Source organism: Streptococcus mitis (assembly GCF_946188375.1).
Lineage (GTDB): Bacteria > Bacillota > Bacilli > Lactobacillales > Streptococcaceae > Streptococcus > Streptococcus mitis_CX.
In genome coordinates this window covers 271,421-294,167 of sequence record NZ_CAMHUS010000001.1, presented here as the reverse complement: position 1 = coordinate 294,167, position 22,747 = coordinate 271,421, and the positions used below count along the sequence as shown (strand labels likewise).

General features: G+C 37.7%; 20 protein-coding genes and 3 pseudogenes. 4 read left to right on the top strand and 19 right to left on the bottom strand.

Annotation, left to right across the window (positions count from 1 at the left end):
* Positions 1-33: 33 nt before the first annotated feature.
* From N8M16_RS01370 to N8M16_RS10230, 5 genes and pseudogenes are all read right to left on the bottom strand, one after another.
* Positions 34-2,952, bottom strand: coding sequence for a Tn3 family transposase (locus N8M16_RS01370; RefSeq protein ID WP_001240982.1), 2,919 nt, complete (start codon positions 2,950-2,952; stop codon positions 34-36).
* Between the two features lie 3 nt (positions 2,953-2,955).
* The gene (locus N8M16_RS01365; RefSeq protein ID WP_261069521.1) at positions 2,956-3,510 is read right to left on the bottom strand and encodes a recombinase family protein; all 555 of its coding nucleotides are present in this window, start codon (positions 3,508-3,510) and stop codon (positions 2,956-2,958) included.
* A 354-nt stretch (positions 3,511-3,864) separates the two neighbouring features.
* The gene (gene erm(B) / locus N8M16_RS01360) at positions 3,865-4,602 is read right to left on the bottom strand and encodes a 23S rRNA (adenine(2058)-N(6))-methyltransferase Erm(B) (protein ID WP_001038790.1); all 738 of its coding nucleotides are present in this window, start codon (positions 4,600-4,602) and stop codon (positions 3,865-3,867) included.
* A 124-nt stretch (positions 4,603-4,726) separates the two neighbouring features.
* A complete protein-coding gene (locus N8M16_RS01355; RefSeq protein WP_018451764.1) occupies positions 4,727-4,810 on the bottom strand; it encodes a 23S rRNA methyltransferase attenuation leader peptide in 84 nt (27 codons plus the stop codon).
* 48 nt (positions 4,811-4,858) lie between these two features.
* Positions 4,859-4,942: pseudogene (locus N8M16_RS10230) on the bottom strand (MLS leader peptide); the annotation flags it as partial.
* Between the two features lie 283 nt (positions 4,943-5,225).
* On the opposite strand from N8M16_RS10230, the pseudogene N8M16_RS01350 reads away from it, so the two are divergent.
* Positions 5,226-5,363 (top strand): annotated as a pseudogene (locus N8M16_RS01350) (XRE family transcriptional regulator); the annotation flags it as partial.
* A gap of 59 nt (positions 5,364-5,422) precedes the next feature.
* Here the strand turns inward: N8M16_RS01350 and N8M16_RS01345 are convergent.
* The 14 genes and pseudogenes from N8M16_RS01345 to N8M16_RS01275 form a co-directional block, all read right to left on the bottom strand.
* Positions 5,423-5,590 (bottom strand): cysteine-rich KTR domain-containing protein, encoded by a 168-nt coding sequence (locus N8M16_RS01345; RefSeq protein ID WP_000336323.1) that lies wholly within the window; start codon positions 5,588-5,590, stop codon positions 5,423-5,425.
* A 118-nt stretch (positions 5,591-5,708) separates the two neighbouring features.
* Positions 5,709-7,628, bottom strand: coding sequence for a tetracycline resistance ribosomal protection protein Tet(M) (gene tet(M) / locus N8M16_RS01340; protein ID WP_261069520.1), 1,920 nt, complete (start codon positions 7,626-7,628; stop codon positions 5,709-5,711).
* Between the two features lie 15 nt (positions 7,629-7,643).
* Positions 7,644-7,691, bottom strand: a pseudogene (locus N8M16_RS10260) (hypothetical protein); the annotation flags it as partial.
* A 313-nt stretch (positions 7,692-8,004) separates the two neighbouring features.
* A complete protein-coding gene (locus tag N8M16_RS01330) occupies positions 8,005-8,940 on the bottom strand; it encodes a conjugal transfer protein (protein ID WP_001224320.1) in 936 nt (311 codons plus the stop codon).
* On the bottom strand, positions 8,937-9,938 hold the full coding sequence (locus N8M16_RS01325) for a bifunctional lytic transglycosylase/C40 family peptidase (protein WP_261069519.1): 1,002 nt from the start codon (positions 9,936-9,938) through the stop codon (positions 8,937-8,939). Before N8M16_RS01325 ends, N8M16_RS01330 begins: the two co-directional genes overlap by 4 nt.
* Positions 9,935-12,112, bottom strand: coding sequence for a CD3337/EF1877 family mobilome membrane protein (locus N8M16_RS01320; RefSeq protein ID WP_000804748.1), 2,178 nt, complete (start codon positions 12,110-12,112; stop codon positions 9,935-9,937). Before N8M16_RS01320 ends, N8M16_RS01325 begins: the two co-directional genes overlap by 4 nt.
* Positions 12,113-12,114: 2 nt before the next feature.
* Entirely contained in the window at positions 12,115-14,562 is a 2,448-nt protein-coding gene (gene tcpF / locus N8M16_RS01315) for a conjugal transfer ATPase TcpF (RefSeq protein WP_000331160.1), read from the bottom strand.
* Positions 14,546-14,938, bottom strand: a complete 393-nt coding sequence (locus N8M16_RS01310; protein ID WP_000723888.1) for a conjugal transfer protein — start codon at positions 14,936-14,938, stop codon at positions 14,546-14,548. Before N8M16_RS01310 ends, tcpF begins: the two co-directional genes overlap by 17 nt.
* 88 nt (positions 14,939-15,026) lie before the next feature.
* Positions 15,027-15,524 (bottom strand): antirestriction protein ArdA, encoded by a 498-nt coding sequence (locus N8M16_RS01305; protein ID WP_000342539.1) that lies wholly within the window; start codon positions 15,522-15,524, stop codon positions 15,027-15,029.
* Between the two features lie 116 nt (positions 15,525-15,640).
* The gene (locus N8M16_RS01300) at positions 15,641-15,862 is read right to left on the bottom strand and encodes a hypothetical protein (RefSeq protein WP_001009056.1); all 222 of its coding nucleotides are present in this window, start codon (positions 15,860-15,862) and stop codon (positions 15,641-15,643) included.
* A 42-nt stretch (positions 15,863-15,904) separates the two neighbouring features.
* Entirely contained in the window at positions 15,905-17,110 is a 1,206-nt protein-coding gene (gene mobT, locus N8M16_RS01295; RefSeq protein WP_000398284.1) for a MobT family relaxase, read from the bottom strand.
* 177 nt (positions 17,111-17,287) lie between these two features.
* Positions 17,288-18,673: an FtsK/SpoIIIE domain-containing protein gene (locus tag N8M16_RS01285; protein WP_261069518.1), complete on the bottom strand. Its 1,386-nt coding sequence runs from the start codon at positions 18,671-18,673 to the stop codon at positions 17,288-17,290.
* A 28-nt stretch (positions 18,674-18,701) separates the two neighbouring features.
* The gene (locus tag N8M16_RS01280) at positions 18,702-19,088 is read right to left on the bottom strand and encodes a YdcP family protein (RefSeq protein WP_000985015.1); all 387 of its coding nucleotides are present in this window, start codon (positions 19,086-19,088) and stop codon (positions 18,702-18,704) included.
* A gap of 15 nt (positions 19,089-19,103) precedes the next feature.
* Positions 19,104-19,418 (bottom strand): YdcP family protein, encoded by a 315-nt coding sequence (locus N8M16_RS01275; RefSeq protein ID WP_000420682.1) that lies wholly within the window; start codon positions 19,416-19,418, stop codon positions 19,104-19,106.
* Positions 19,419-20,090: 672 nt separating this feature from the next.
* Here N8M16_RS01275 and N8M16_RS01270 point away from each other — a divergent pair.
* From N8M16_RS01270 to N8M16_RS01260, 3 genes are read left to right on the top strand one after another with little or no spacing between them, the layout of a single operon-like run.
* Complete coding sequence (locus N8M16_RS01270) at positions 20,091-20,390, top strand: hypothetical protein (RefSeq protein WP_000869760.1); 300 nt, start codon at positions 20,091-20,093, stop codon at positions 20,388-20,390.
* On the top strand, positions 20,380-20,868 hold the full coding sequence (locus N8M16_RS01265) for a hypothetical protein (RefSeq protein ID WP_000093672.1): 489 nt from the start codon (positions 20,380-20,382) through the stop codon (positions 20,866-20,868). The genes N8M16_RS01270 and N8M16_RS01265 overlap by 11 nt, the downstream gene beginning before the upstream one ends.
* Positions 20,868-22,745 (top strand): VirD4-like conjugal transfer protein, CD1115 family, encoded by a 1,878-nt coding sequence (locus N8M16_RS01260; protein WP_261069583.1) that lies wholly within the window; start codon positions 20,868-20,870, stop codon positions 22,743-22,745. The genes N8M16_RS01265 and N8M16_RS01260 overlap by 1 nt, the downstream gene beginning before the upstream one ends.
* The last annotated feature ends 2 nt before the right edge of the window (positions 22,746-22,747 follow it).

The following is a 22,747-nucleotide window of genomic DNA, read 5'->3' as shown; positions in this document are numbered from 1 at the left end:
GTACAAATTCCCACTAAACCAATGTTTCAAGGCCTATTTATTTTTTATATTCAATTCTCTTAAGTGTTTAGGAATAGATAACAAGTCAAATTTATACTCTCCAAGAAAAGTGATATGCTCCCAATTAATAGGAGATACATGCTTCATATACTTAGTTACTTCGGGATCTATTTTGACGAGATAATTATAAGCTGCTTGTAAGTAGACGGCGTTCCATATACTTATTGCATTTATTAACACATTAAGCGCACTAGCACTTTGAAGTTGTCGGCGAATATCGCGCTCCATAAATTTTCCGCGTCGCCCAAAAAATAGTTCTCTAGCTAAAGCATTAATCGCTTCTGTCTTATTTAGTCCATGAGTGATCCTTCGCCGTAGCTCACTATCTGTAATATAATCTATCATAAAAATGCTCTTTTCAATGCGACCTAGTTCTCTCAGTGCAAGAGCTACTCTATTCTTACGTGCGTATGAGCCTAGCTTTCCTAATAGTAAAGAACTAGATACTTTTCCTGTTTGAATCGAATAGGCGATTCGTTTAATTTCATCATAGTTTTCTTCAATAATTTTTACATTGATTTTTCCGCTTATATCTTCTGATAAGTTAGGGTAGTAGGAAGGTGATTTGATAGAAAATAATTGTGATTTTTTTATATTTCTGATGCGAGGTTCAAAATCAAAGCCTAGTAATGCGGTCATTCCAAACACCTGATCAGAATACCCATTTGTATCAGTAAAATGTTCCTCAATATCTAGATCTGTTTCATGATAAAGTAGGCCATCAAGGGTATGAGTAGCTTCCCTTGTATTAGTTGAAGCAACCTCGATATGATGAGTCGTATGCCTATCATTTATTGATCGAATCATTGTAGCTCCTTTTTCCATACTTTTGTAATGTGGATTAACATCGGATTTTAGAGCTGAGACGCCCACTGGGACGCGCATTCCGTCTGAAGCAGTGGTTTTTCCTTCACCCCAAAAGTCTGCAACAGGAAGCTTTAACTGATAATTAACCAAAACAGATTGAGCACGAGTCAGAGCTTCTTTATAAAAGCGCCATTGTTTGGCATTGGCTAACTGAGAATAAGAAATTCCAGGAGTTGATTGGGCCATTTTTTCAAGACCAATATTCATCCCTAAACCCAGCAAAGCAGCAAAAATAATTTTTCTTTCTTGTTCACTCGGCGGTTTCCCTGTAGAATCATGACTAAATTCTTGTGAAAAGTTGGTCCAACTGTCCACCTCAATTAAAAGATCACTAAGCCTTATCTTAGGAATTATTGAATAAAGTTTTTTTCTATATATTTCTGCTTCGCTAGGTGTAACTTTTTCCAACTTTTTAAGGTTTGCTCTTGAAATTCTCTTATCAACTGTCGAATAAAATTGAAGCTGTAAATCTAAAATTATTTCCCGATCCTTTAAATAGTCCTCAAACGTGTCTGGAATAGTTTCTGAATCAATACAAGCAGATAAATCAACTAAGTAATCATCAATATTTCGATGGATCATACTTCCTTCAACTGAAATATCTCCTGATCGAATATTGTTCTTTAGCTCGGTGAAAGCTACTAACTCATAGTAAGACCGATCTATTTTCCCCTCTTCTGGCCGAACAAGGCTTTTCCATTTTTTACTCACAAAATCAGTAGAAGTATCTGCCGGTATTTTTCTTTTACCACTATTGTGTAAATCAGTTAGTTGAGTTAGGGCCATGAGGACTGGATTTGCTGCCGGAGTTGCTTTGAACGAAAGGGTCCTCAATAACATTGGCGTGTATCTTCGGAGGTAATTAGCTTTATTTCGAACCATTTCTAAATAGCCATGATTTTTATTACCTGTAATTTTTTTAGCTTCTTCTCCATCTTGTACTAAATCTTCCCAAGGCATGATTCGTTCAATTTCGTCAAAAGGATTACTATCATTATCTTTTGCAAAGTGAAGAGCATCAATTAAAGAAGCATAATGTTCCAATTTTTTAGTAGCCAATTTTCCTTTTTCTTTTAACTGTTCTTGTGAATCACGTGTCCCTTTGCGTTTAATACTTGCTAAAATGCGGTCATTAATCTCAATCAGTTGATCGATCAGATATTGATGATGATTGACTAAAAAAGCAATAAGTAAAGAGTATCTTTTTTCAAGCTCAAAACGGGAGAAGTCATATGCATCATAATTTTCCCCTAGTCTAGCTAGCTGAAGAAACCTGTTCCGATTAATATGGGAGACATTAATTGTCCCGAGTCCCATGGAAGCAATCACTTCCACTTTTTTACAAATACTCATAAAGCTTTCTGGATTTGCCTTACCTGGAATGTCTTTTAGCCAAGCGAGTTTAGTTATTTTCGTCTCTTCATAAATTTGAAACAAACTCTCTAGTTTTTCAATTTGTATATCTGTTAATGAACAGAGTAATATTGAAAATAAGTTGTTTTCTGCTTTATCTCGACAGCGGCTTATAATGTCTTCAAGTGTAGCTATAGATGGAAAAATAATTCTTTTTCGAGTTAAGAAATCAATTGTTTTTTTCATTAGATAGATAGAGTCATCATTTTCTAAAGCTAGTTCAATTAAATATTCTATTAACTGTTTTTGTGTATTAGCACTACCGAATCGATGATAGTTGAATACTTCTAAGATCTCGTTGAAGTGATTTGCACGTGTATTTCTATGATCATATGAATTTAAATCAATTGCATCAAGATGGAGCTGTCGACTCACATAAGAAGTTAGTCTGGTTGATTTAATCGGCCAATTACTTAAAGAACACCCAGGATACCGGGCCAAACAAAGTTGTATCGCAAATCCTAGTTTATTGACCTTTCCACGGTGTTGATTAATAACCTCCAGATCATAATCAGAAAAACTAAAATACGCTTTAAAATCCTCTTCTGATAAGTGGTCTACAGAAAGAAGTTGTTCACGCTGTGAAGTAGTTAAAATTCTTTTCATAGCCATATCTTAAGCATTCCTTTTATTGAGGTAACGGTAAAAGGTTGTTTTGCTTAATTTAGAGGCATCAAGAATTTGACGAATAGAATACTCTTTGCTGTCATACATTTTTAAAGCTAAATCAATTGATAGCTTACCTTTACTTGGACGGCCCCCTTTTTTTCCTCGGACTCTGGCTGCCTTAAGACCAGAGTTAGTTCGTTCAATAATAATATCCCGTTCCAGTTCTGCTAAACTAGCCATAACTCGGAAAAAGAATCTTCCCATAGACGTTGAAGTATCTACGTTATCTTGAATAGATATAAAATTGACACTAAGTTCTTCAAATAATTCAGAAAGTTCAATCAAATGTTTAGTTGATCGTGAAATTCGATCTAACTTGTAAATGACAACAGAATCTCCTTCACGTAGTAGGTTGATCATTTCTTCTAATTGCGGTCGGTCTTTTTTCGCACCAGTTACTTTTTCTTGAAATAATTTATCAATTCCATAATGAGTAAGTGCATCAATTTGTAAACTAAGATTTTGAACATCCGTACTCACTCGAGCATAGCCAAAAATCATAAAAAAACCTCCTTAATTTTATAATTTAAATGTACCATAACTCATTAAGTATAACTATATAGGAACTATGAAAAAGGAACGGATTTTGGTACTTGATTTACTTAAAAAACATTTAGAAAAAGCAGGAAAATGAAAAGGTACCATAAACGGTCGTTTATGGTACCATTCAAATTTATCCTTATTGTACAAAATAACAGCGAAATTTTTAAATCTATTCCTTATCGATACAAATTCCCCGTAGGCGCTAGGGACCTCTTTAGCTCCTTGGAAGCTGTCAGTAGTATACCTAATAATTTATCTACATTCCCTTTAGTAACGTGTAACTTTCCAAATTTACAAAAGCGACTCATAGAATTATTTCCTCCCGTTAAATAATAGATAACTATTAAAAATAGACAATACTTGCTCATAAGTAACGGTACTTAAATTGTTTACTTTGGCGTGTTTCATTGCTTGATGAAACTGATTTTTAGTAAACAGTTGACGATATTCTCGATTGACCCATTTTGAAACAAAGTACGTATATAGCTTCCAATATTTATCTGGAACATCTGTGGTATGGCGGGTAAGTTTTATTAAGACACTGTTTACTTTTGGTTTAGGATGAAAGCATTCCGCTGGCAGCTTAAGCAATTGCTGAATCGAGACTTGAGTGTGCAAGAGCAACCCTAGTGTTCGGTGAATATCCAAGGTACGCTTGTAGAATCCTTCTTCAACAATCAGATAGATGTCAGACGCATGGCTTTCAAAAACCACTTTTTTAATAATTTGTGTGCTTAAATGGTAAGGAATATTCCCAACAATTTTATACCTCTGTTTGTTAGGGAATTGAAACTGTAGAATATCTTGGTGAATTAAAGTGACACGAATGTTCAGTTTTAATTTTTCTGACGATAAGTTGAATAGATGACTGTCTAATTCAATAGACGTTACCTGTTTACTTATTTTAGCCAGTTTCGTCGTTAAATGCCCTTTACCTGTTCCAATTTCGTAAACGGTATCGGTTTCTTTTAAATTCAATTGTTTTATTATTTGGTTGAGTACTTTTTCACTCGTTAAAAAGTTTTGAGAATATTTTATATTTTTGTTCATGTAATCACTCCTGAAGTGATTACATCTATAAATAAATACAGAAGTTAAACGATTTGTTTGTAATTTTAGTTATCTGTTTAAAAAGTCATAAGATTAGTCACTGGTAGGAATTAATCTAACGTATTTATTTATCTGCGTAATCACTGTTTTTAGTCTGTTTCAAAACAGTAGATGTTTTATCTACATTACGTATTTGGAATACCAACATGACGAATCCCTCCTTCTTAATTACAAATTTTTAGCATCTAATTTAACTTCAATTCCTATTATACAAAATTTTAAGATAATGCACAATCAACACACTCTTAAGTTTGCTTCTAAGTCTTATTTCCATAACTTTAGGGTTAACCATACGCAAGACCAATCACTCTCGGACAATACTCATGATTTTAATGATAAAATCCATGTTAAACCCATAGATAAGAAATACACCTGCAATAACCGTTACCTGTTTGTGCCAATTTAAAAATGCACCACTTTTTTATAATTAAAACGGTTGAAAACTGTACCACTAATAACTCACAATAGAGAGATGTCACCGTCAAGTTAAATGTACAAAATAACAGCGAAATTTTTAAATCTATTTCTTATCGATACAAATTCCTCGTAGGCGCTCGGGACCCCTACCTGCTAATAACTTGGTAAAAAGCACCCGACGATTACAGATAGAGAAATACATGGATAGCTTTACAGACAAAGAACTATCCTTAATGGAATCTTTAGCCAGCGGTATCAACGAAGCAAGAAACATCGAAGACTAATTAAAAGAATCCATACATAACGGAAAGAGCCGATAAAATGAGATTGTATTAATCTCATTTTATCGGCTCTGCGTCTTTGCGTCTGGCTCTGTAATCACAGTTACTTTGAACTGCTTTATTTCAATTAAATTTTCTTGTCTGCATTTCGGACAATAGAGGGGGAATTTTTTTAATTCAGTATCTTCCCTTATCTTTAATCGTGTTTTATTTCCACATACAGGACACAATATCCACTTGTAGTTTATAATAACTATCTCCTCCTTTACACTTTAATTCAAATCTTTATTAAAAAATATTTCATCTTATTTAACAAGAAACCATATTTATATAACAACATAAAATACACTAAGTTATTTTATTGAACATATATCGTACTTTATCTATCCGACTATTTGGACGACGGGGCTGGCAAACAGGTTCACCGGTAGTAACATGGTACCCTTTTAACTCTGTTAAACAAACACTACGTCCATTTGTAAAGAAAGTTAAATCACTACGATATTCTTGAATACACCGAGCAGGGATTTCTCCACTAAGAATGACCTCATTATTTTTCAATTGAGTGTCTACGATGTTCGCACAATATTTAGGAGCATCGTTGTATGCTCGTGAAAGATATTCCTGTGGCGCATAAATTTTAAAACTAAGATATGGCTCTAACAATTCTGTTCCAGCTTTTTTTAAGACTTGTTCCAATACAATAGGAGCAAGCATCCGAAAATCTGCTGGGGTACTAACAGGGCTATAGTATAAGCCATACTTAAAACAGATTTTACAGTCCGTCACATTCCAACCATACAATCCTTGTTCACAGCCATAGCGTATCCCCTCCATAACTGCATTTTGAAACGATTGATTTAAGTATCCAAGAGAAACCGAGCTCTCATACTGTACTCCGCTCCCTAATGGAAGCTGTGCTACAGATAGACCAATGGAAGCCCAGAAAGGATTCGGTGGAACTTCGATGTGAATGGTATACTCTGCTTTTTTTAACGGTCTTTCCATATAAATGACTGTAGGCTCTTTTATTTCTATCTCCACATGATACTTTTCTTGCAGCAGAGCACAAGTCACTTCCATTTGTACTTTCCCTAAGAAAGAAAGTATGATTTCATGTGTCGCAGAATCCACATAATATCGCAGAAGCGGGTCACTGTCGGAGATTTCTAAAAGTGCATCAAGTAACATTTCCCTTTGTTGAGGTTTGCTCGGTTCAACAGTCGTTTGCAGCAGAGGGAGGGGATTTTCAATTCTCTCTCTGTGGCAATAGCTTTTTGTATCTCCAAGAACACTATTTAACTTCAAAAACTCATTCTGCAAAATAACAATTTCCCCGGAATAAGCCTTATCGATTTTACATAATTCACCATTTATTGAAGTATACATTTCTGTAATTTTTATTTTTTCCTTTTCCGATATTCTAACCGAATCTCGCAAATGCAGTACGCCACTATAAAGACGTATATATGCAAGACGCTGTCTTTTTTCCGAATACTCAATTTTGAAAACTTTTCCGCAAAGTTCAGACTGACCTCGATGTGTTGATGAATAAAATTTATTCGTAATCACTTCTATAAGGTTATCAATCCCTATATTGTTTTTTGCACTTCCGTGATAAACAGGGAACAGGGAACAATTCTGAAATCTTATGCTTTCCTCTTGTTCGAGTTCCAATGCTTCTAATGATTTACCGGACATATATTTCTCTAAAAGGTCATCGTTTCCCTCTATTACCGTATCCCATTGTTCAGATTCGGTAAAGTTCGTCACACACATATTAGGATACAGTTCTACCTTCTGTTTGATTACAATTTCGGCAGAAAGTTTCTCTTTAATATCCTGATAAACCGTTGATAAATCAATTCCATTTTGGTCAATCTTATTGATAAAAAAGATTGTGGGAATCCCCATTTTCCTAAGTGCATGAAATAATATACGAGTTTGTGCTTGTACGCCATCTTTTGCAGAAATCAGTAGAATTGCCCCATCTAAAACTGATAATGAACGATATACTTCTGCTAAGAAATCCATATGTCCTGGCGTGTCTATGATGTTCACCTTCGTATTTTCCCACTGAAAAGAGGTTATTCCTGTCTGAATTGTAATTCCTCTCTGACGTTCTAAAAGCGTATTATCCGTCCTCGTTGTACCTTTGTCCACGCTTCCTAATTCTGTAATCGCTCCACTGTTATATAATAAGCTTTCTGTTAAGGTAGTTTTTCCTGCATCAACATGAGCTAAAACTCCAATATTAATAATTTTCATGTGATTTTCCTCCATTCAAAAGCCCAAAAGGGCATAAAAATCCCAGTGATAAATACTCTTATCACTGGGATTTTTATGCATAACCATAGGCATACAAAGCATACAGATATTCTCCGGATACTTTAGAATCACATGATAAAGGTATTCTTAAACTGGGTACAAAAAACTAAGCCCTCCTAAAAAAGGACATCCAATTATTTGTTCCCACTATCAAATTGACAGTTTATTTAAGAATACCTTGCCGCATATTTATTAACTCCTTTTAAATAGATACTTAAATTATAGCACGTAAGAGCATATTTGTAAAGGAATCTCCAATTTTTTATCAAAGAGAGTACGTGATTACAAAATAGCTGTAATAATGTACCAATATTTGTTATTCTATAATCTTCCAATTACTCCCGTTCTTTTCAAGTACCAAATCAAATTGAGATACCTGCGTTGCTTTGGTCTGCTGGTCGATATACTCCACTGTCAGCGATACCGTGACTTGATTATCCTTACGATTGTGAATAGGATTTACCAGTTCTTGAAAGATGTACTCTTTTCCGATTGGTTTTAATATCCCGTCATTCACATAGTAGGAAAGTTCACTGGCTGTCGCTGTAGGATAGAGCTTGAAGAACGTCGTTAAAAACTCATTGATTTCATTGGTTGTAATGGAATCAACCGTCCCCTCACTTTCAATGGCTTTTGGTTTATAACTTGATTTCTTAGGTATGTTGGTAATGGTCGGATTCTTAACCAGTACCATATTTCCAGAACCATCTACATAGACACTCACTATATAAGCAGAGTGGACGGTCTTTGTATTTTCTCCCTCTGTAATGAGCTGGTCTACACTGTAGGTTACATTAAACTCATTGTCGCCAGTTGGCTCTACCGTCCATATCTGAAATCCTCTTACAGAAGACGATACAGGAATATCTTTGCGTACTGTATCAACATTGAGAGCTTGAAGTTCATCTGTCAGATAGCCTTTTAGACTTTCCATTCGATTATCAATGGACTTATCGGATTGCTCCCATGAATAGTAGACTTTCGCAAAGTTCTCTACAAAATTTTCTACATGATGAGTATCAACGTATTCCTTTTCTATGATAGTTGTTTCGTGAATAGTATGAGTATCTATAGCTGTAAAGTGCTTGAATATCGCAAAGCTGAAACTAAGCCCTAAAAGTACCCACAAGGCAATCACAACCTTTTTATGAGGATTGACCTTATAGTAGACACGAGGTTTCTTTTCCTTTGGTATCTGTTTTTCTTTATTCTGATTTTTTCTAAATTTCATCATTAAATCTTCCTTTCTCATTGTTTGATTCGTCCTGCTCCCACTAAATGCTGTTGCCAGTAGGGGCTTGTTAAGTCGGCATAACCGATTGGGTCGCCTGCATGAAACATACGGTTATTGCCAAGGTATATCCCAACATGAGTAATATAAGAGCCAGCGTTATAGGTAGAATGAAAGAAAACCAAATCGCCAGCTTGTGCTTCCGATAGTGGGATATGCTGGGTCACATCATATTGCTGTTGTGCGGTTCGTGGTAAGTTAATTCCAGCTTTTCCATACGTCCATTGTGTCAGTCCGCTACAATCAAAAGAAGTAGTCGGGGAAGCTCCACCGTAAACGTATCGCCAGCCCTCATATTTCAGTGCTTCGTCCATGATGGCTTGTACCGTATCATCATCAAACTCTGTTGTGACAAGATACTGCGTTACCAGTTGCACATAAAACATATTGCCATAGTTGTATCGCCAGCCCCCATTGATAGGTATGGCTATGGGATTGGGGTAAGACACTTTTTCGCCACCTGAATACTCTTTTGAGAAACTTTGAGCCAGTTCAAAGGTATATTTATTTCCACGATTAGCCACATACCCTAAGAAACCACCACCATAATTGTAGGACTGGATAACCGATTCTAAATCTACACTGAGACTTTCGCTACTGGCTAATAATTCACTGAAATACTTCACACCTTGCTTAATGGATTCTTCTGTACTCAATGAATTAGGTGGAAGACCGAGGGATTCCGAGGACTGCATAACATCTTCCGCAGTACCGCCCGATTCCACCTGTATAATCGCAAGAAGTATGTTGACATATTCTTCAACGCCATATTCTTTGGCATATTTTTCTACCATAGGCTTATGAGCCAGCACTTCTGCGGAAACATTCACACCTCCATAATGAATATTGGAAATTCCGCTGTCCTGTTCATCTGAAAATAAAATGGCAACAAACAGAAGCAGTGAGAAGACCATCAAGAATAATCCAGAACCACCAATCACTAAAGTTTTCAACTTCATGGTTTCTTACCGACTTTCTTAATGGTGGCGGTTTTGATTGGTGGTCTACTTCTTGTATTTTGTAGTGGTACTCTTTGAACAGTAGACGGACGTTCTTTTGTGATTGGACGTTGTGAAGTTCTATCTGCTGTAGTGGTTGAAGTTGCTGGCTTTTGAACGGTTTTTTCTTGAACGGTATTGCCTTGGCGTTCCACTTTTGGACTTGAAAAATCGGACTTAACTGCTGGACGCTCTTGTTTGGCTTGTTGAGATTCCTTATATGAAGTCTGAATATTAGACTGTTTTGAGGTCTGTTCATCATGATATTGTTCTTGTCTTGTAGTCGGTCTTTCATGAACAGAAGAAGCAGGCTGTTTTTTCTGTTTGACCTGTTCCATTTCAGAGCGACGCTTCGCAATGGTTTTTCGCCTTTGTTCCTGCTGTTCCTTGCGTCCACTGGCTCTGTCCGCTTTGGTTTGAGAAATACTACTGGTTAAATCACGGACATTCTCTTTTACTTTGGATTTTCCTTGATATACTGCATATCTTGCATTGGTCGGCAAATCTTTAACCTGTTCTTTCAAACCACTAGCAGTGTCTACCATTCTGTCTTTGGTATCAGCTACTGTACCGATGGTTTGACCGATACGTTTTCCAAGTGTTGATTTTTCCTTTCCGTCTGGTCGGGAGTGATCTGCTTGTGTCCTTGCAGAACTCCCCGAACCCGACTGTCCTTTTTTACCTGTAACAATGGCAGACCCAGCCCCTAGAGTAGTCATGGAACGTCCAAGTTTCCGCTGTAGACGGTGCATGTGAGCGTGCATAAGCATACGAGGTTTTCTCATCACACGACTTCCCACACTTTGAGAATCGTTACTCTGTAGAGAAAACATACTCATTAAATCGCCCAGCTTGAAGTAGATTCCTGCAAAGGTCACAATCTGTAGAAAAGCAATCAAAAAGAACGGATAACCAGCCGATAAGGTATAGAGCATGGTTGAAATACTAAATGCTGTCGTAATAATCAATGTGATTCCAGCTCGTGTCAAAATGGTATTAAAGAGCTTTGTTATGGCTCGTTTTGACATACCATCAAATGATGGAATCATGCTTAAAATAAAGCTCACAGGCAGAAACATAGCATAGATGATAAAAAGTACCTGCGAGAAAATCATGATTCCTGTTAATAGGAATACAAATATGGAAATCCCAATATTGAAGACAAATAGGAAGAAGACTGTACCTAAACGGTTAATGGTCTTTGTAATGGTTAGATTGGTATTGCTTCTGTCTTCAATTTCTTCCGCAACAATTTTTTCTCTGTCTTCGCCATTGTTGGAATCTGGGCTGGTGGAGAGCAGGCTTTCCACACGGTCAATACCGATACTTTCAATGTCTGAACTGTTGTATTGAAGCAGTAGCCACGGTTGCTGAACCTGTATGGAAAACAGGCTATCTCTGATTAAGTCCACGCTGTCCTTGCCTTGACTATCGGAATGGGGCATGACAATCTTCGTGCCAAGTGATAAACTGGCATTACTGATGTCTGATGAAAAGTCATTGATTTTTTTAATGTAGTCGGGAGCGTAGGCAATAAAGGAAGCCGATAGGATAAACACCAGCACAAAATTCATAATGGCATGAATTGCCTTTGTGGTTTCTCTCTTTATCAGTCCCGTATAGGCAACATAAACCCCAAGAACCAAAATCAAGAGTAAGAGGAATCCAACATAGAAACCCTCTGTTGAAAATCCGTTTGCACTCACACCAGCTAAGGTCTGCATATTCTTACCAATGGAATCTGCTGTAGCGGAAATGAAGTCTAAGGAATAGGCTTCCTGTACTAAGTAACCTGTCGCATTGGAAACATACAAACTGATTGTCCAAATAAAATTGGTAATGGCATATAGTCCATACATGACCTGTTTTCCAATCCCGTCCGACCAGTTCCACGGAAGCCAGCCCCAGCTATTATCCACATAAAAATCCAGTTGATAGTTTTCAAGTGGGTATCGGCTGTATTCATTTGCCACATTGACCGTATCATCTACCAAGCCCGCAGCTTGAACCACCGTTCCCAGCATGGCTAAAAGAAAAATGGCAATCACAAGTGTGAAAGCCACTGTCATTGCCACTTTACCTAGACGTTTCAGCGTCCAGTTTGATTTTATTCTGTTTACTATTGATGGTTTCACATTTACACCTCTTTTCGCACAGGTGGTCTGGTATCAAAGGCATGGAGCAGTTCTTCAAATACAGGGTGGAACTGTATCACACCGACACGACCATATAAATCACTGATAAGGCATTGCCCGTTTTCCAAATCACGCAATCGCTTCTGATTGTTTTCGTCCTCTGGGTCTACACCAAAAAAGGCTAAGGTCTTTTTAATCTCGTTAAGGTCAGTGGAACGAAATGCAAATTTTAAGCCGAGGTTATTTTTCAGTTTTTCATCTAAGAGGTCGTCTGTATTTTGGGTCACGAAATATACCCCAGCGTTCATAGCACGACCAGCCCGAACCAGCTTCATAGATAGTGTTTTTCCTTGTGCTACCTGTAAAAAGCTCCATGCTTCGTCTAAATCTACAATCTTGAAAATGCTTCGGTCTGTATGGATAAAGTCTAAAGCAAAGGTACTAATGACAATCAGCATAGCAACGGATAAAAGCTCCATAGTGGTATATTCCTCAAAGGAAGTTTCCTTGTCGGGAAGTACCAAGTCCGCAACCTGTATAATGTTCAGTTGTTTTTCTAAGCTGATAGACTGCTCCACATAACCATTACTGAATAATAAATGTGCAAAGTCATAGTCTGTAAAACTTTCGATATGGTCGGCTATACTGGTACTTAGTGGCGTATTCTCAACCCGTAATTCCTCAATCACTTTCATCAACCCTCGTACTTCACTATTGGTTACTGCACGAATGGCTTTTCTAAGGATTGGGAAGCGTTCCCCATCACGAGAGGAAATCCCCGTAAGGAATGTCAGAATATCAATAGCCAGTGATTCAGAATCTTTGGGATTTTTCATAATCACATAAGGGTCAAGTAAGCCTTTGTTTTTCTCATCAGAAGTCAGAGTGACGATATTGATTTCATGGGAAATCTCTGGCAAGGTTTCTTTCCATCTGCCACGTTCTGCTTTTGGGTCTACAATCACTGCTTGTGCCCCATAAAGCACCGCATAATAGACGATAAGGTTATTCGCAAAGGATTTACCACCACCCAGCGAACCAACAAAAGCCGACGCTAACGCATTGGTTACTGAACCCTTAACCCCTTGACTGGCAAGAGCAGGTTTCAGATAGACATTGCGTCCAGTATCTAAGCTGTAGCCAACATAAATCCCCTCATTTTCCCCCAGCATTTGAGTAGCACCAAAACCTAAACCAGCGAGGAAATCAGAGGTCACGTATTGAATATAATCATTCATATAACGCTTGCTGGCAGGTAAAAATTCTTCATGTAAGCCGAGCATATCCCCAAATGGTCGTACCAGTTTTACGCTTAAATCGTCATAAAAATCTTTCACTTCATTACAACGACGTTTGAGTTCGTCAAGATCATTTGCTGATACCCTTACCACATAAGACAGCTTGTACATAGATTCCTTGCTTTGGTCTAAATTGGTTTCCAGCTCATTCACACTTTCCAGAGCTTCCGCCACATTGGAGCTGGTTTCATTATCACTTTGCCAAGCGTGGTTATCCAAGTCTTTCAGTTCTTTCTTTTTATTGCGGACAGTAGATAGGGCTTTACGATTCGCTACAATTTCCACATTCATTGACGTATCAATCGGGAATGTAAATTGCTGTTGCTGGTAGTAGAAGATTTCAGAGGACGGGAAGTCCAGTTCTCCGACAATGCTGTTAATGGTAAAGTAAGCTACATAGACGGTTTCATCTTCCTGCTGGATTTTCAAATATCGCTGTTTTTCTTCCACCAAACAGCGAGTAGGCTTAATCAAGTCATAGTATTTAATCAGCGTTTCATTATCCAGCTTTTTCTTTGATAGATGGTACTCATACTCTTCATAGGCAGTGCCTGTCTGTCCGTAAAGGTGTTCAATCAGATAGCCGAAGTCGTCCTTATCTAACCTGCGGATTTTGAAACGACGAGAGATTTTATTTTCTAAGAGCTTTTCCATCTTCTGAAAACGCAGGATTTCATCATTACTCATACTAACAAAATCGCCCATCAGCTTATGGTTCACATCATAGACAAAATCAGACAAAGCATTTTTTGCTTCAACGGTAAGACTTTTCATAGAAAACTCCTGATCGTTGAGAAGCAACTTAAAGCCGATAAAGAAACGGTAGTTCACTTGATTTTCGCCAATCATGGATATTAAAGCGTCTGTCTGTTGGTCGATTTTGTCATAGGCAACCGCTTTGAGCTTGCCAGTGACTTCATTTTTGGAACGCTCTTGTGCAGAACGTATGCTGGATTCTGTACTGATTTGTAAAGCATGAATTTTGCCATCACGATTTTGTGCGATAAGCTGTCTGAAAGAATCATGCACTTGTATTTTCTGTTCTGGACTTAGAAATGAGTAATTGTAAGGAACAAGCTCATAGTAAGCATAACATTCCCCGTCTTTATTCCAGACGAGATTGTTTTCAATGTATTTAATTGGATATGCCATAAAATTCACTCCTAACTGCTGTAATGGCTTCTTGTGGCTGGTTTCTGCCAAGCGTTACTTTTTTTCCTGCATAGGTCAGCTTTGGTCGCAGTGCATAAGCAATGACAGACTTCAAAAATCCATAAGGCTTTTTACCATCAAAAGTTTTTGTAGACATAAACCATGTGAAAGCCACAGGAATCCCAAAGTATTTGAGAAATGCTCCCTCTATCATGGAAAGAGGGGGCAAGTTGCCAAGTATCATCACTGCAAAGAGTGACACGACAAACCATGTCATTTGCGTAAAGGTTATGGGAAACGGAAGTCTAAAATCATTGATAGAATACAGTACCTTTTCCACAGACCAGATACTGGTATAGCTTCGTATTTTCTTCATGTAATCAATCCTTTCATAAAAAATAGGGGTAGCTGATTGAGCCACCCCGTAAAATAGAAAATCTGCCAGTAGTAATGTACCGACAGATTTAATAGACGATTTCAAAAATCCCATGATTGGTTGAGATAAACGTTCCTGAAAGGTCTAAATCCCGACCATAGGCTTGATAATCAATATAGTTTTGAAGACTAGCTGGTACTTCGCCTAAAGCACCCGTTTCTTCAATGTAGTAGCGTGCCACGTCATACATATCATCACAATCGGAATGAATGATAATATCCTCTTGATGTTCGCTTAGTTCTTCAATGCTTGAAAAATGAGTGAGCAGAGCAGATAGCTCCGATTGTAATTCTTCGGGTAATTCCGATACCATTTCCCATAGTCGATTGAGTTCGCCAATGGAAGTGTATTCGTCAACCGTAAAGGGTAACTCGTAGTCATGAATGGCGTATTCCTCATATTCATCATTCAAGCCGATTTTCTCTTTGACTTCCTCAAAGTCAATGGGAAAGGTAAACCACGCACCGACCAATTCGCCCTCATTGTATTTGCCTAAATTCGCAATATAGACTTGCATATCGTCCATATATTCACGTCCTTTCTTTGTAGAGATTCAAAAATCCCTACCGCACTTCGTTTGGTGTACCATTCCTTTGCGGAACATAAGAAAACCACTTATATTCCACAAAAGAACGGTTTTATTTAAGCACCAATAATGCGATTGAATAGCTCTAGTAAAATGTCTTTTACTCCAGCAGCGTTGAAGACTAAGCCAACCGCAATAATCGCAATAATTAAAAAGCCAATCAGTTTGCTAAACTCACGCTTGAAGCCAAGATACAAGCCAATCACAACGATTGCTAAAAGCACCAGTGATTGAGCGTTTGATAGAAACCAGTTATAAAGGTTTTGTCCAAAATTCATAAAAATGTTCTCCTCTCTATATTCAATGAATTTGTATTTGAGTTATTTTTTTGTTGTTATCACGTCCTGTTCTTTTACTGACTGTTGCTTCAAAATCTGCTTGTGTCGGTCTGTCAGTTTCGCATGGTCGAGAATGTCTTTTACAACCTGCGTCTGGTTGATTTCATCAAGTTTAATCGCAACCTTTAAGGTCGGGGCAACTTGATGAGATAGCCAGTTCAGCGTCCTTTGGAAGGAGTAAGGCTCTGGTTTTGTGGTTAGTTTTAATCGTTCACGATTGTTCCCAATAAACCAAGCCCATTCTTCATTCAGTTTCCAATCAGAACGAGGTTTGGAATCGTCTTTATCTACAAAACGGATATACCGATTGATAATTTTAAAGGCGGTATGCTCTGGATTGTCATAGACGAGTAAATCACGGACTGCATAATAGGCACGCTCATTTTTCAATCGAATCTCAAAACGGTTTTTTACTTCTGCGTCTTCAATGGGAATATCATTTTTCTTGTACTGCTCGTAGTCCTTTTCATAGATACAGAAATAAACTTCACTTTGTAATGAACCGATATAGAGGGTGTTTCCCATACATTCCTTTTCCTCTTTGCGTACCAGTTCGCCACTGCGATAGCTTTTAAAACTGCGGAAGACGGAGATACATTCTTCCTGTTGGCACTTTTCAGTGAGTACAGGGATATTCAAAATCCCTGTCTTATCGTTAATGGCAAGGTCAAGGCGTTTCATCACACCGCCAGCCACCAAAACGTCCATAAAGAACTCATACCAGCTTCTTTGTTGTGCCAGAAGATAGCTTTCAAATTGTCTGCACCCACGACCTTTCAATTCCACCAGAACTCCTTTGTCCAGTTCATGGGAGCAAAGGACGAATATGTCGCCTAAAGCATAATGCTCTGAATAAGAATAGAAACCATAGTCCTCATGAAGAAAATAGGACAGTTTCAGTTGTAAGATGTTTTCGACCACCTGCTGTACGTCTGTTGTCGGAAAGCGAATCCTTACATAATCAAACAGCATTTCAAGGGGAGCGTCGGGATTGAAGCGTTCCAGAGCTTCCCAAAGGGACTGCTGTAAATCCTCTGATGGCTTGACTTTTCCTGTTTCAATATCGCTTAGATACTGCCTTGTAATACCAGTCGCAACAGCTAAACGGTTTTGAGATAGTCCATAAGCCAAGCGTTTTTCTTTTAAATGCTGTAACCAAGTTTGTTCATTCAGTAAAAATCCCTCCAATCAAAAAGGCGTATGTCAACTTTTAAAGCCCATTTGACATACGCTGAAATTTTGTAAATCCCTTGTAACCAAAGGATTTTCTAATGTTTTTTTGACTGTTTCCTGTCGATTTGTACCCCCCTGTTAGATACCGAGGGGTTTTACCTGCTGGCGTGGCTAACGCCACACCAGCAACGGCTAGTCCGTGCCGTCGCCTTTCGCTTCGCACGTCGCCGTCCCGTCCTGCCTTGCTTGTGCAAGAGAGCCGATAGTCTGCAAAAAATCATGTCCTTTTGGGACTAAAGGCGTGTAAAATTCACTTATGACGCTTGTTCCCACATCACAATAGCCACGCCCCTTGATACGCTTCTGAAAAAACTGCTTTTTCACATCTGAACCGAACAGCATACCGTAACCTAATTCACTGATACGCCCAAGTCCCACACGGAAATTGAAGTTATCTCTGATACCGTCCGAGAAATACTTTGCGTCTGGACGTTGACAAGCCAGTATTAGAAAGAAGCCAGCTTGACGACCTAACATGACAATCTGTTTCAGCTTATTCATAACTGCGGTGTTTTCTTTTGTTCCCAGCATTTCCATGAAAGCGACGTATTCATCAAAGATTAAGAAGTGTGCCGGGAGACCTAAGTAAGCATAATTTTTGCCAGTCTTATAGTTCTTCATCTGCTTCATTTCCTCACTACGTTTCATCATTTCTTCATAGAATGTTTCAATGCAAGAAAGCAAGTCTTCTTTTCTATAGTAGACATTTGCCATCACAGAACCTAAGTCCGCAAGGTCAGCATTTTTCGGGTCAAGAATATACAGTTTTGAATCTGTATGAAGCAAGGCTTCAATCAGTGTCAGTATAAAGTAAGTTTTACCGCCACCTGTACCACCAGCAATCAACATATGAGGGAGCTTATCATATTCCCACCATACGTTTTTCATTAAGCGAAGTTTACCATCTTTAGCTTCTACTTCATCAATAGAAATACGACTGGCTATGGTGTCATAGAGCAAAGTATATTCCACATAGGAATCCTTTAACTCTTTATCCGTCAGCTCACAGTACAAGCCACTCTCTAATTTCTTTTCCAAGTGTAAGAGTTGGTCTTGATATTTTCCCAGCGTGATTTCCACCCGTATCTGTATCAAGCCATTTTTAAGTCGATAATACATTTTAGGGAAGTAGGTTATCTTTTCCTTTGTACGACCAGCACTATCTTTAAAGAAACCCTCTGTTTTGACCTGTTCAGATTCATACCACTTGTTTTCAAGTATCATCTTTGCCAGTTTTTGACGGTGGTAAAGTTGTTTAACCGTATCATAGCGAACCCGTTTGAATACAAACGCTACCAGCAAGCAGATAAGAATTGCGACACTGAAACTGATAATTAAATAGGGAATGTCAATCTTATCTGCTTGTGATAGGTTAAAATCCTGCCAGTTGATCTGCTGGATTGTCTTCACATGAAACAGTCCGACAACCAGCAGGAAAACAGGCAGGAGTGACGCTATCGTAAAATGAAAGACTAAATCTTTACCAGATGGGCGAATCCTTTTACCACGCTGTTTCATGCGAAAAAGTCTCCTTTCTACCTAGCGACTATTTGTCTTGTGTCGGTTCTTTCTTTGCTTGTGGTTGAGCTTTGAATGAACTAGAATCCTTTGTCAGCACAATATCGTCTGCCTTGATATACCAGTCAACATCTGCTCCTTGATAGGTGGCAGTAGCAACGGTGTCCGCAATGGGATTGATAAGTTCCACCCGTGCGTTATAATCAAACTCTTTCAAAGGCACGCTGGCAGGAATACTTACTTGAATCATGCGTCCTTGTCCTTTGGATTTTAAGTCATAGGTACGTTCCTTGATTTCATCTGAAACCGACCCGTCTTCATTTTGGATTCTCACTTCACGACGTAGAGCAGAGAATTTCAATTCTCCAAAAGTCGTGTCTTTATCTAATACAATGCCATTTGCTAATCTCATCATTTTTCCTCTCTTTCTTTATTCTTTTATCATGTCGTCAGCATGTAAAAGGTAATTTGTAAAACCACGAGTGCCGATTTTGTAGCCCTCTGCGGTAATACGTGGATTGACTAACTTCACACGTTCCTCAAAGCCGAAATGTTTTTCGCCAGCTTCAGCAGGAAGCACCACCACAATATCATCTGCTCTTTGAACATCAGAATAGAGATTATAGCTTCTTGATAAGACAGTTAGCCGTCCGTTGATTCTTCGCTGAACGACTTTATCCTCGCCAGCAAATTCTAAATTGCCGAATGTTTTTTCCATGTTGGGAATCACAAATTTAAGTTCCATATTTTTACCTATCCTTTCTTTTTTATTGGCTGAATGAATGTTTGATGGTCTTAAAGAGTGGGGAACGACCTTTTGATTCTTGATTTTTTGTTTTCATAAGTTCACTTCCTTTCAAAATCGGGTAAAAAAATAGACACCTCATTTTTTGAAGTGTCTACCTATTAAATATTCAAATTTTATTGGAAGTATCTTTATATCTTCACTTTTCAAGGATAAATCGTCGTATCAAAGCTCATTCATAAGTAGTAAATTAGTAGTAAATTGAGTGGTTTTGACCTTGATAAAGTGTGATAAGTCCAGTTTTTATGCGGATAACTAGATTTTTATGCTATTTTTTAGACAAAATTAGCTTATTTTAGGGAAATGAAATGCTAACGTTATGTAACAATGTTAGTCTTTTATTTCAAAATCTTTGTTTAGTATGAATTTAGCTCTACAGAAAAATAAAAAATGTGATAAAAATTTCAACTACTCTTCTCTATAATAAAGCTACCTGTTCTTTGAAAATTGAATCCACTCCGTCTTGATTAGCGTGCCTGTGTAAGTAGGGACTGAGAGTATTTCCCTGTGAAGGGCAACTGGCACAAGACGTGTGTGAGAATTTTCTAACAGACACGGAGTTTATCGTTACCAGACTTAAACGATGCGACAAACTAGATAAAGGAGTTAATCATGAAGGTAGTAAACTTGTATGATTTGAAACAAATGGGAAATAAAGGTGGTTGTACCATCCAATTGATTCATCACTTTCCTTTTGGTATGGGCTTAGGACATCTCAAAAAAGACTACATTGAATTTAAACGTGTTGGTATCGTTGATGGGAAGGCAGTAGAAGTCACTCTTCGAGAACCTTATTCGAGAGATCTACTGAAGGTTGTCAAGTCGATTAAGCAACGTCAGAAATTGATAGCTTATCGTTATAAAGAAGGAAAGCTGCTATTTGTGAAGAAGGAGGCATCAGATGTCCTCTGAACAACAGGAACGAATGGCAGTTCAATATGCAGAGCGTAGTCTTTTATTTACTGTAAAAAGTCTTTTAAAGATTCTAGAATGGTCTAGACGTCAGGCTTTAGCACAGGATTCCGCCTATAAGATAGGAGTGCAGAAATTAGAAGAATTGCTACAATCTCCCTATGCGATTGATACGATTAATCTGAAAAAAGATTTTTTAGACAAACCAATTGATATAGAGAAATTTAAAGCTTTTTTAGAAAAAGAAGAGATTCCTTTAGCCATCGCTTGGCAAGGGGATTCTCTACATTTCTACGCGAAAGACCGTTCGATTTTAGACAATCATTTAGACCATCTTTTAGAAAAAATGGTTAATGATCCGGAGAAATTAGCTGATTTTACCATGGATAAGTCATTAGATGATGCTATTGATGAAGCTAAATCCCAAATTACCTTTAGACAAGAAGGAGCCGTCAAACAGAAAGAGATGGTGAGATGATGTACAGTGGAAAAAAATTCCTACTATTCTCACTGTTAGGTATCTTACTAGGCTATCTTTTTCATCGTTTGACGCTTTTGTATGATTCCTATACTGGAAATACCTTAGATAAATGGACTCATCTTCTGATGGAAGGTCAAGATGAAGTTCTTCAGTCGCCATGGAATGTTTCTTTTACTGGAAAATCAAGTGCTTTTTTTCTACTAGGTTTTGTGATGATGTTACTGGTTTATCTCTATCTAGAGACTGGTAAAAAACAATACCGAGAAGGGGTAGAATACGGGAGCGCCCGTTTTGGAACTCTAAAAGAAAAGAAGCTCTTTTACGGTAAGGAATTTTCTCATGATACGATCTTAGCACAAGATGTTCGTTTGACATTATTAGATAAAAAACCACCCCAATATGATAGAAATAAGAATATTGCGGTGATTGGAGGTTCAGGAAGTGGGAAGACATTTCGCTTTGTGAAACCCAATCTGATTCAGATGAATAGTTCTAATATTGTAGTGGATCCTAAAGATCACTTGGCCGAGAAAACAGGCAAACTCTTTTTAGAACATGGCTACCAAGTAAAGGTGTTAGATTTAGTCAATATGAAGAACTCAGATGGCTTTAATCCTTTTCGCTATATAGAAACAGAAAACGATTTGAATCGCATGCTGACTGTTTATTTTAATAACACCAAAGGCTCTGGCTCCCGAAGTGATCCATTTTGGGATGAAGCTTCTATGACTTTGGTTCGAGCTTTAGCCTCTTACTTAGTCGATTTCTATAATCCACCTAAAACAAGAGAACAGCTCATAGAAGAAAGTCGTTTAAGTCAAAAGGAATATCAAAACTTGTTGAAACGTCAAAAAAAAGAAGTGGAAGAGCGAAAAAAACGAGGTCGTTATCCAAGTTTTGCTGAAATCTCAAAACTCATTAAACACTTATCTAAGGGTGAAAACCAGGAAAAAAGTGTCTTAGAAATTCTATTTGAAAATTATGCTAAAAAGTATGGGACTGAAAATTTTACCATGCGAAATTGGGCAGATTTTCAAAATTATAAGGATAAGACTCTGGATTCTGTTATAGCTGTAACCACTGCTAAATTTGCCCTCTTCAATATTCAAAGTGTCATGGACTTGACCAAAAGAGATACCCTTGATATGAAGACATGGGGCAAGGAAAAATCAATGGTTTACTTAGTTATCCCAGATAACGATAGTACCTTTCGCTTTCTTTCAGCCCTCTTTTTTTCAACCGTATTTCAAACCCTAACAAGACAAGCAGATATTGATTTTAAGGGTCAATTGCCTCTTCATGTGAGAGTTTACTTAGATGAGTTCGCAAATATCGGAGAAATTCCAGATTTTGCTGAACAAACCTCAACAGTCCGTTCTCGAAATATGAGTCTCGTTCCTATTCTTCAAAATATTGCCCAACTTCAAGGGCTCTATAAAGAAAAAGAAGCTTGGAAAACCATTTTGGGGAACTGTGATAGCTTAGTCTACTTAGGTGGTAATGATGAAGATACCTTTAAATTTATGAGTGGCTTACTCGGTAAACAAACCATTGATGTTCGAAATACTAGTCGTTCCTTTGGCCAGACAGGTTCAGGATCCCTTTCTCATCAAAAGATTGCTCGTGATTTAATGACACCTGATGAAGTCGGAAATATGAAACGGCATGAATGCTTGGTTAGAATTGCTAATATGCCAGTCTTTAAAAGCAAAAAATACAATTCTATCAAGCATCCAAACTGGAAGTACCTAGCCAATCAAGAAACAGATGAACGGTGGTGGAACTATCAAATCAATCCTTTGAATCAAAGACAAGAAAATCATCTTGAAGGCCTTAGAATTCGTGATTTAACTTTTGAATCTAGTTTAAAATAAAA

Bases quoted from the DNA above. Each gene is read 5' to 3' on its own strand.
- N8M16_RS01285 (WP_261069518.1), bottom strand. From the start codon at position 18,673: ATGAAACAGCGTGGTAAAAGGATTCGCCCATCTGGTAAAGATTTAGTC.
- N8M16_RS01275 (WP_000420682.1), bottom strand. From the start codon at position 19,418: ATGGAACTTAAATTTGTGATTCCCAACATGGAAAAAACATTCGGCAAT.
- N8M16_RS01300 (WP_001009056.1), bottom strand. From the start codon at position 15,862: ATGAATTTTGGACAAAACCTTTATAACTGGTTTCTATCAAACGCTCAA.
- N8M16_RS01370 (WP_001240982.1), bottom strand. From the start codon at position 2,952: ATGGCTATGAAAAGAATTTTAACTACTTCACAGCGTGAACAACTTCTT.
- N8M16_RS01280 (WP_000985015.1), bottom strand. From the start codon at position 19,088: ATGATGAGATTAGCAAATGGCATTGTATTAGATAAAGACACGACTTTT.
- N8M16_RS01270 (WP_000869760.1), top strand. From the start codon at position 20,091: ATGAAGGTAGTAAACTTGTATGATTTGAAACAAATGGGAAATAAAGGT.
- N8M16_RS01305 (WP_000342539.1), bottom strand. From the start codon at position 15,524: ATGGACGATATGCAAGTCTATATTGCGAATTTAGGCAAATACAATGAG.
- N8M16_RS01265 (WP_000093672.1), top strand. From the start codon at position 20,380: ATGTCCTCTGAACAACAGGAACGAATGGCAGTTCAATATGCAGAGCGT.
- N8M16_RS01365 (WP_261069521.1), bottom strand. From the start codon at position 3,510: ATGATTTTTGGCTATGCTCGAGTGAGTACGGATGTTCAAAATCTTAGT.
- tcpF (WP_000331160.1), bottom strand. From the start codon at position 14,562: ATGGCATATCCAATTAAATACATTGAAAACAATCTCGTCTGGAATAAA.
- N8M16_RS01325 (WP_261069519.1), bottom strand. From the start codon at position 9,938: ATGAAGTTGAAAACTTTAGTGATTGGTGGTTCTGGATTATTCTTGATG.
- N8M16_RS01260 (WP_261069583.1), top strand. From the start codon at position 20,868: ATGTACAGTGGAAAAAAATTCCTACTATTCTCACTGTTAGGTATCTTA.
- N8M16_RS01310 (WP_000723888.1), bottom strand. From the start codon at position 14,938: ATGAAGAAAATACGAAGCTATACCAGTATCTGGTCTGTGGAAAAGGTA.
- N8M16_RS01355 (WP_018451764.1), bottom strand. From the start codon at position 4,810: ATGTTGGTATTCCAAATACGTAATGTAGATAAAACATCTACTGTTTTG.
- N8M16_RS01330 (WP_001224320.1), bottom strand. From the start codon at position 8,940: ATGAGAAAGGAAGATTTAATGATGAAATTTAGAAAAAATCAGAATAAA.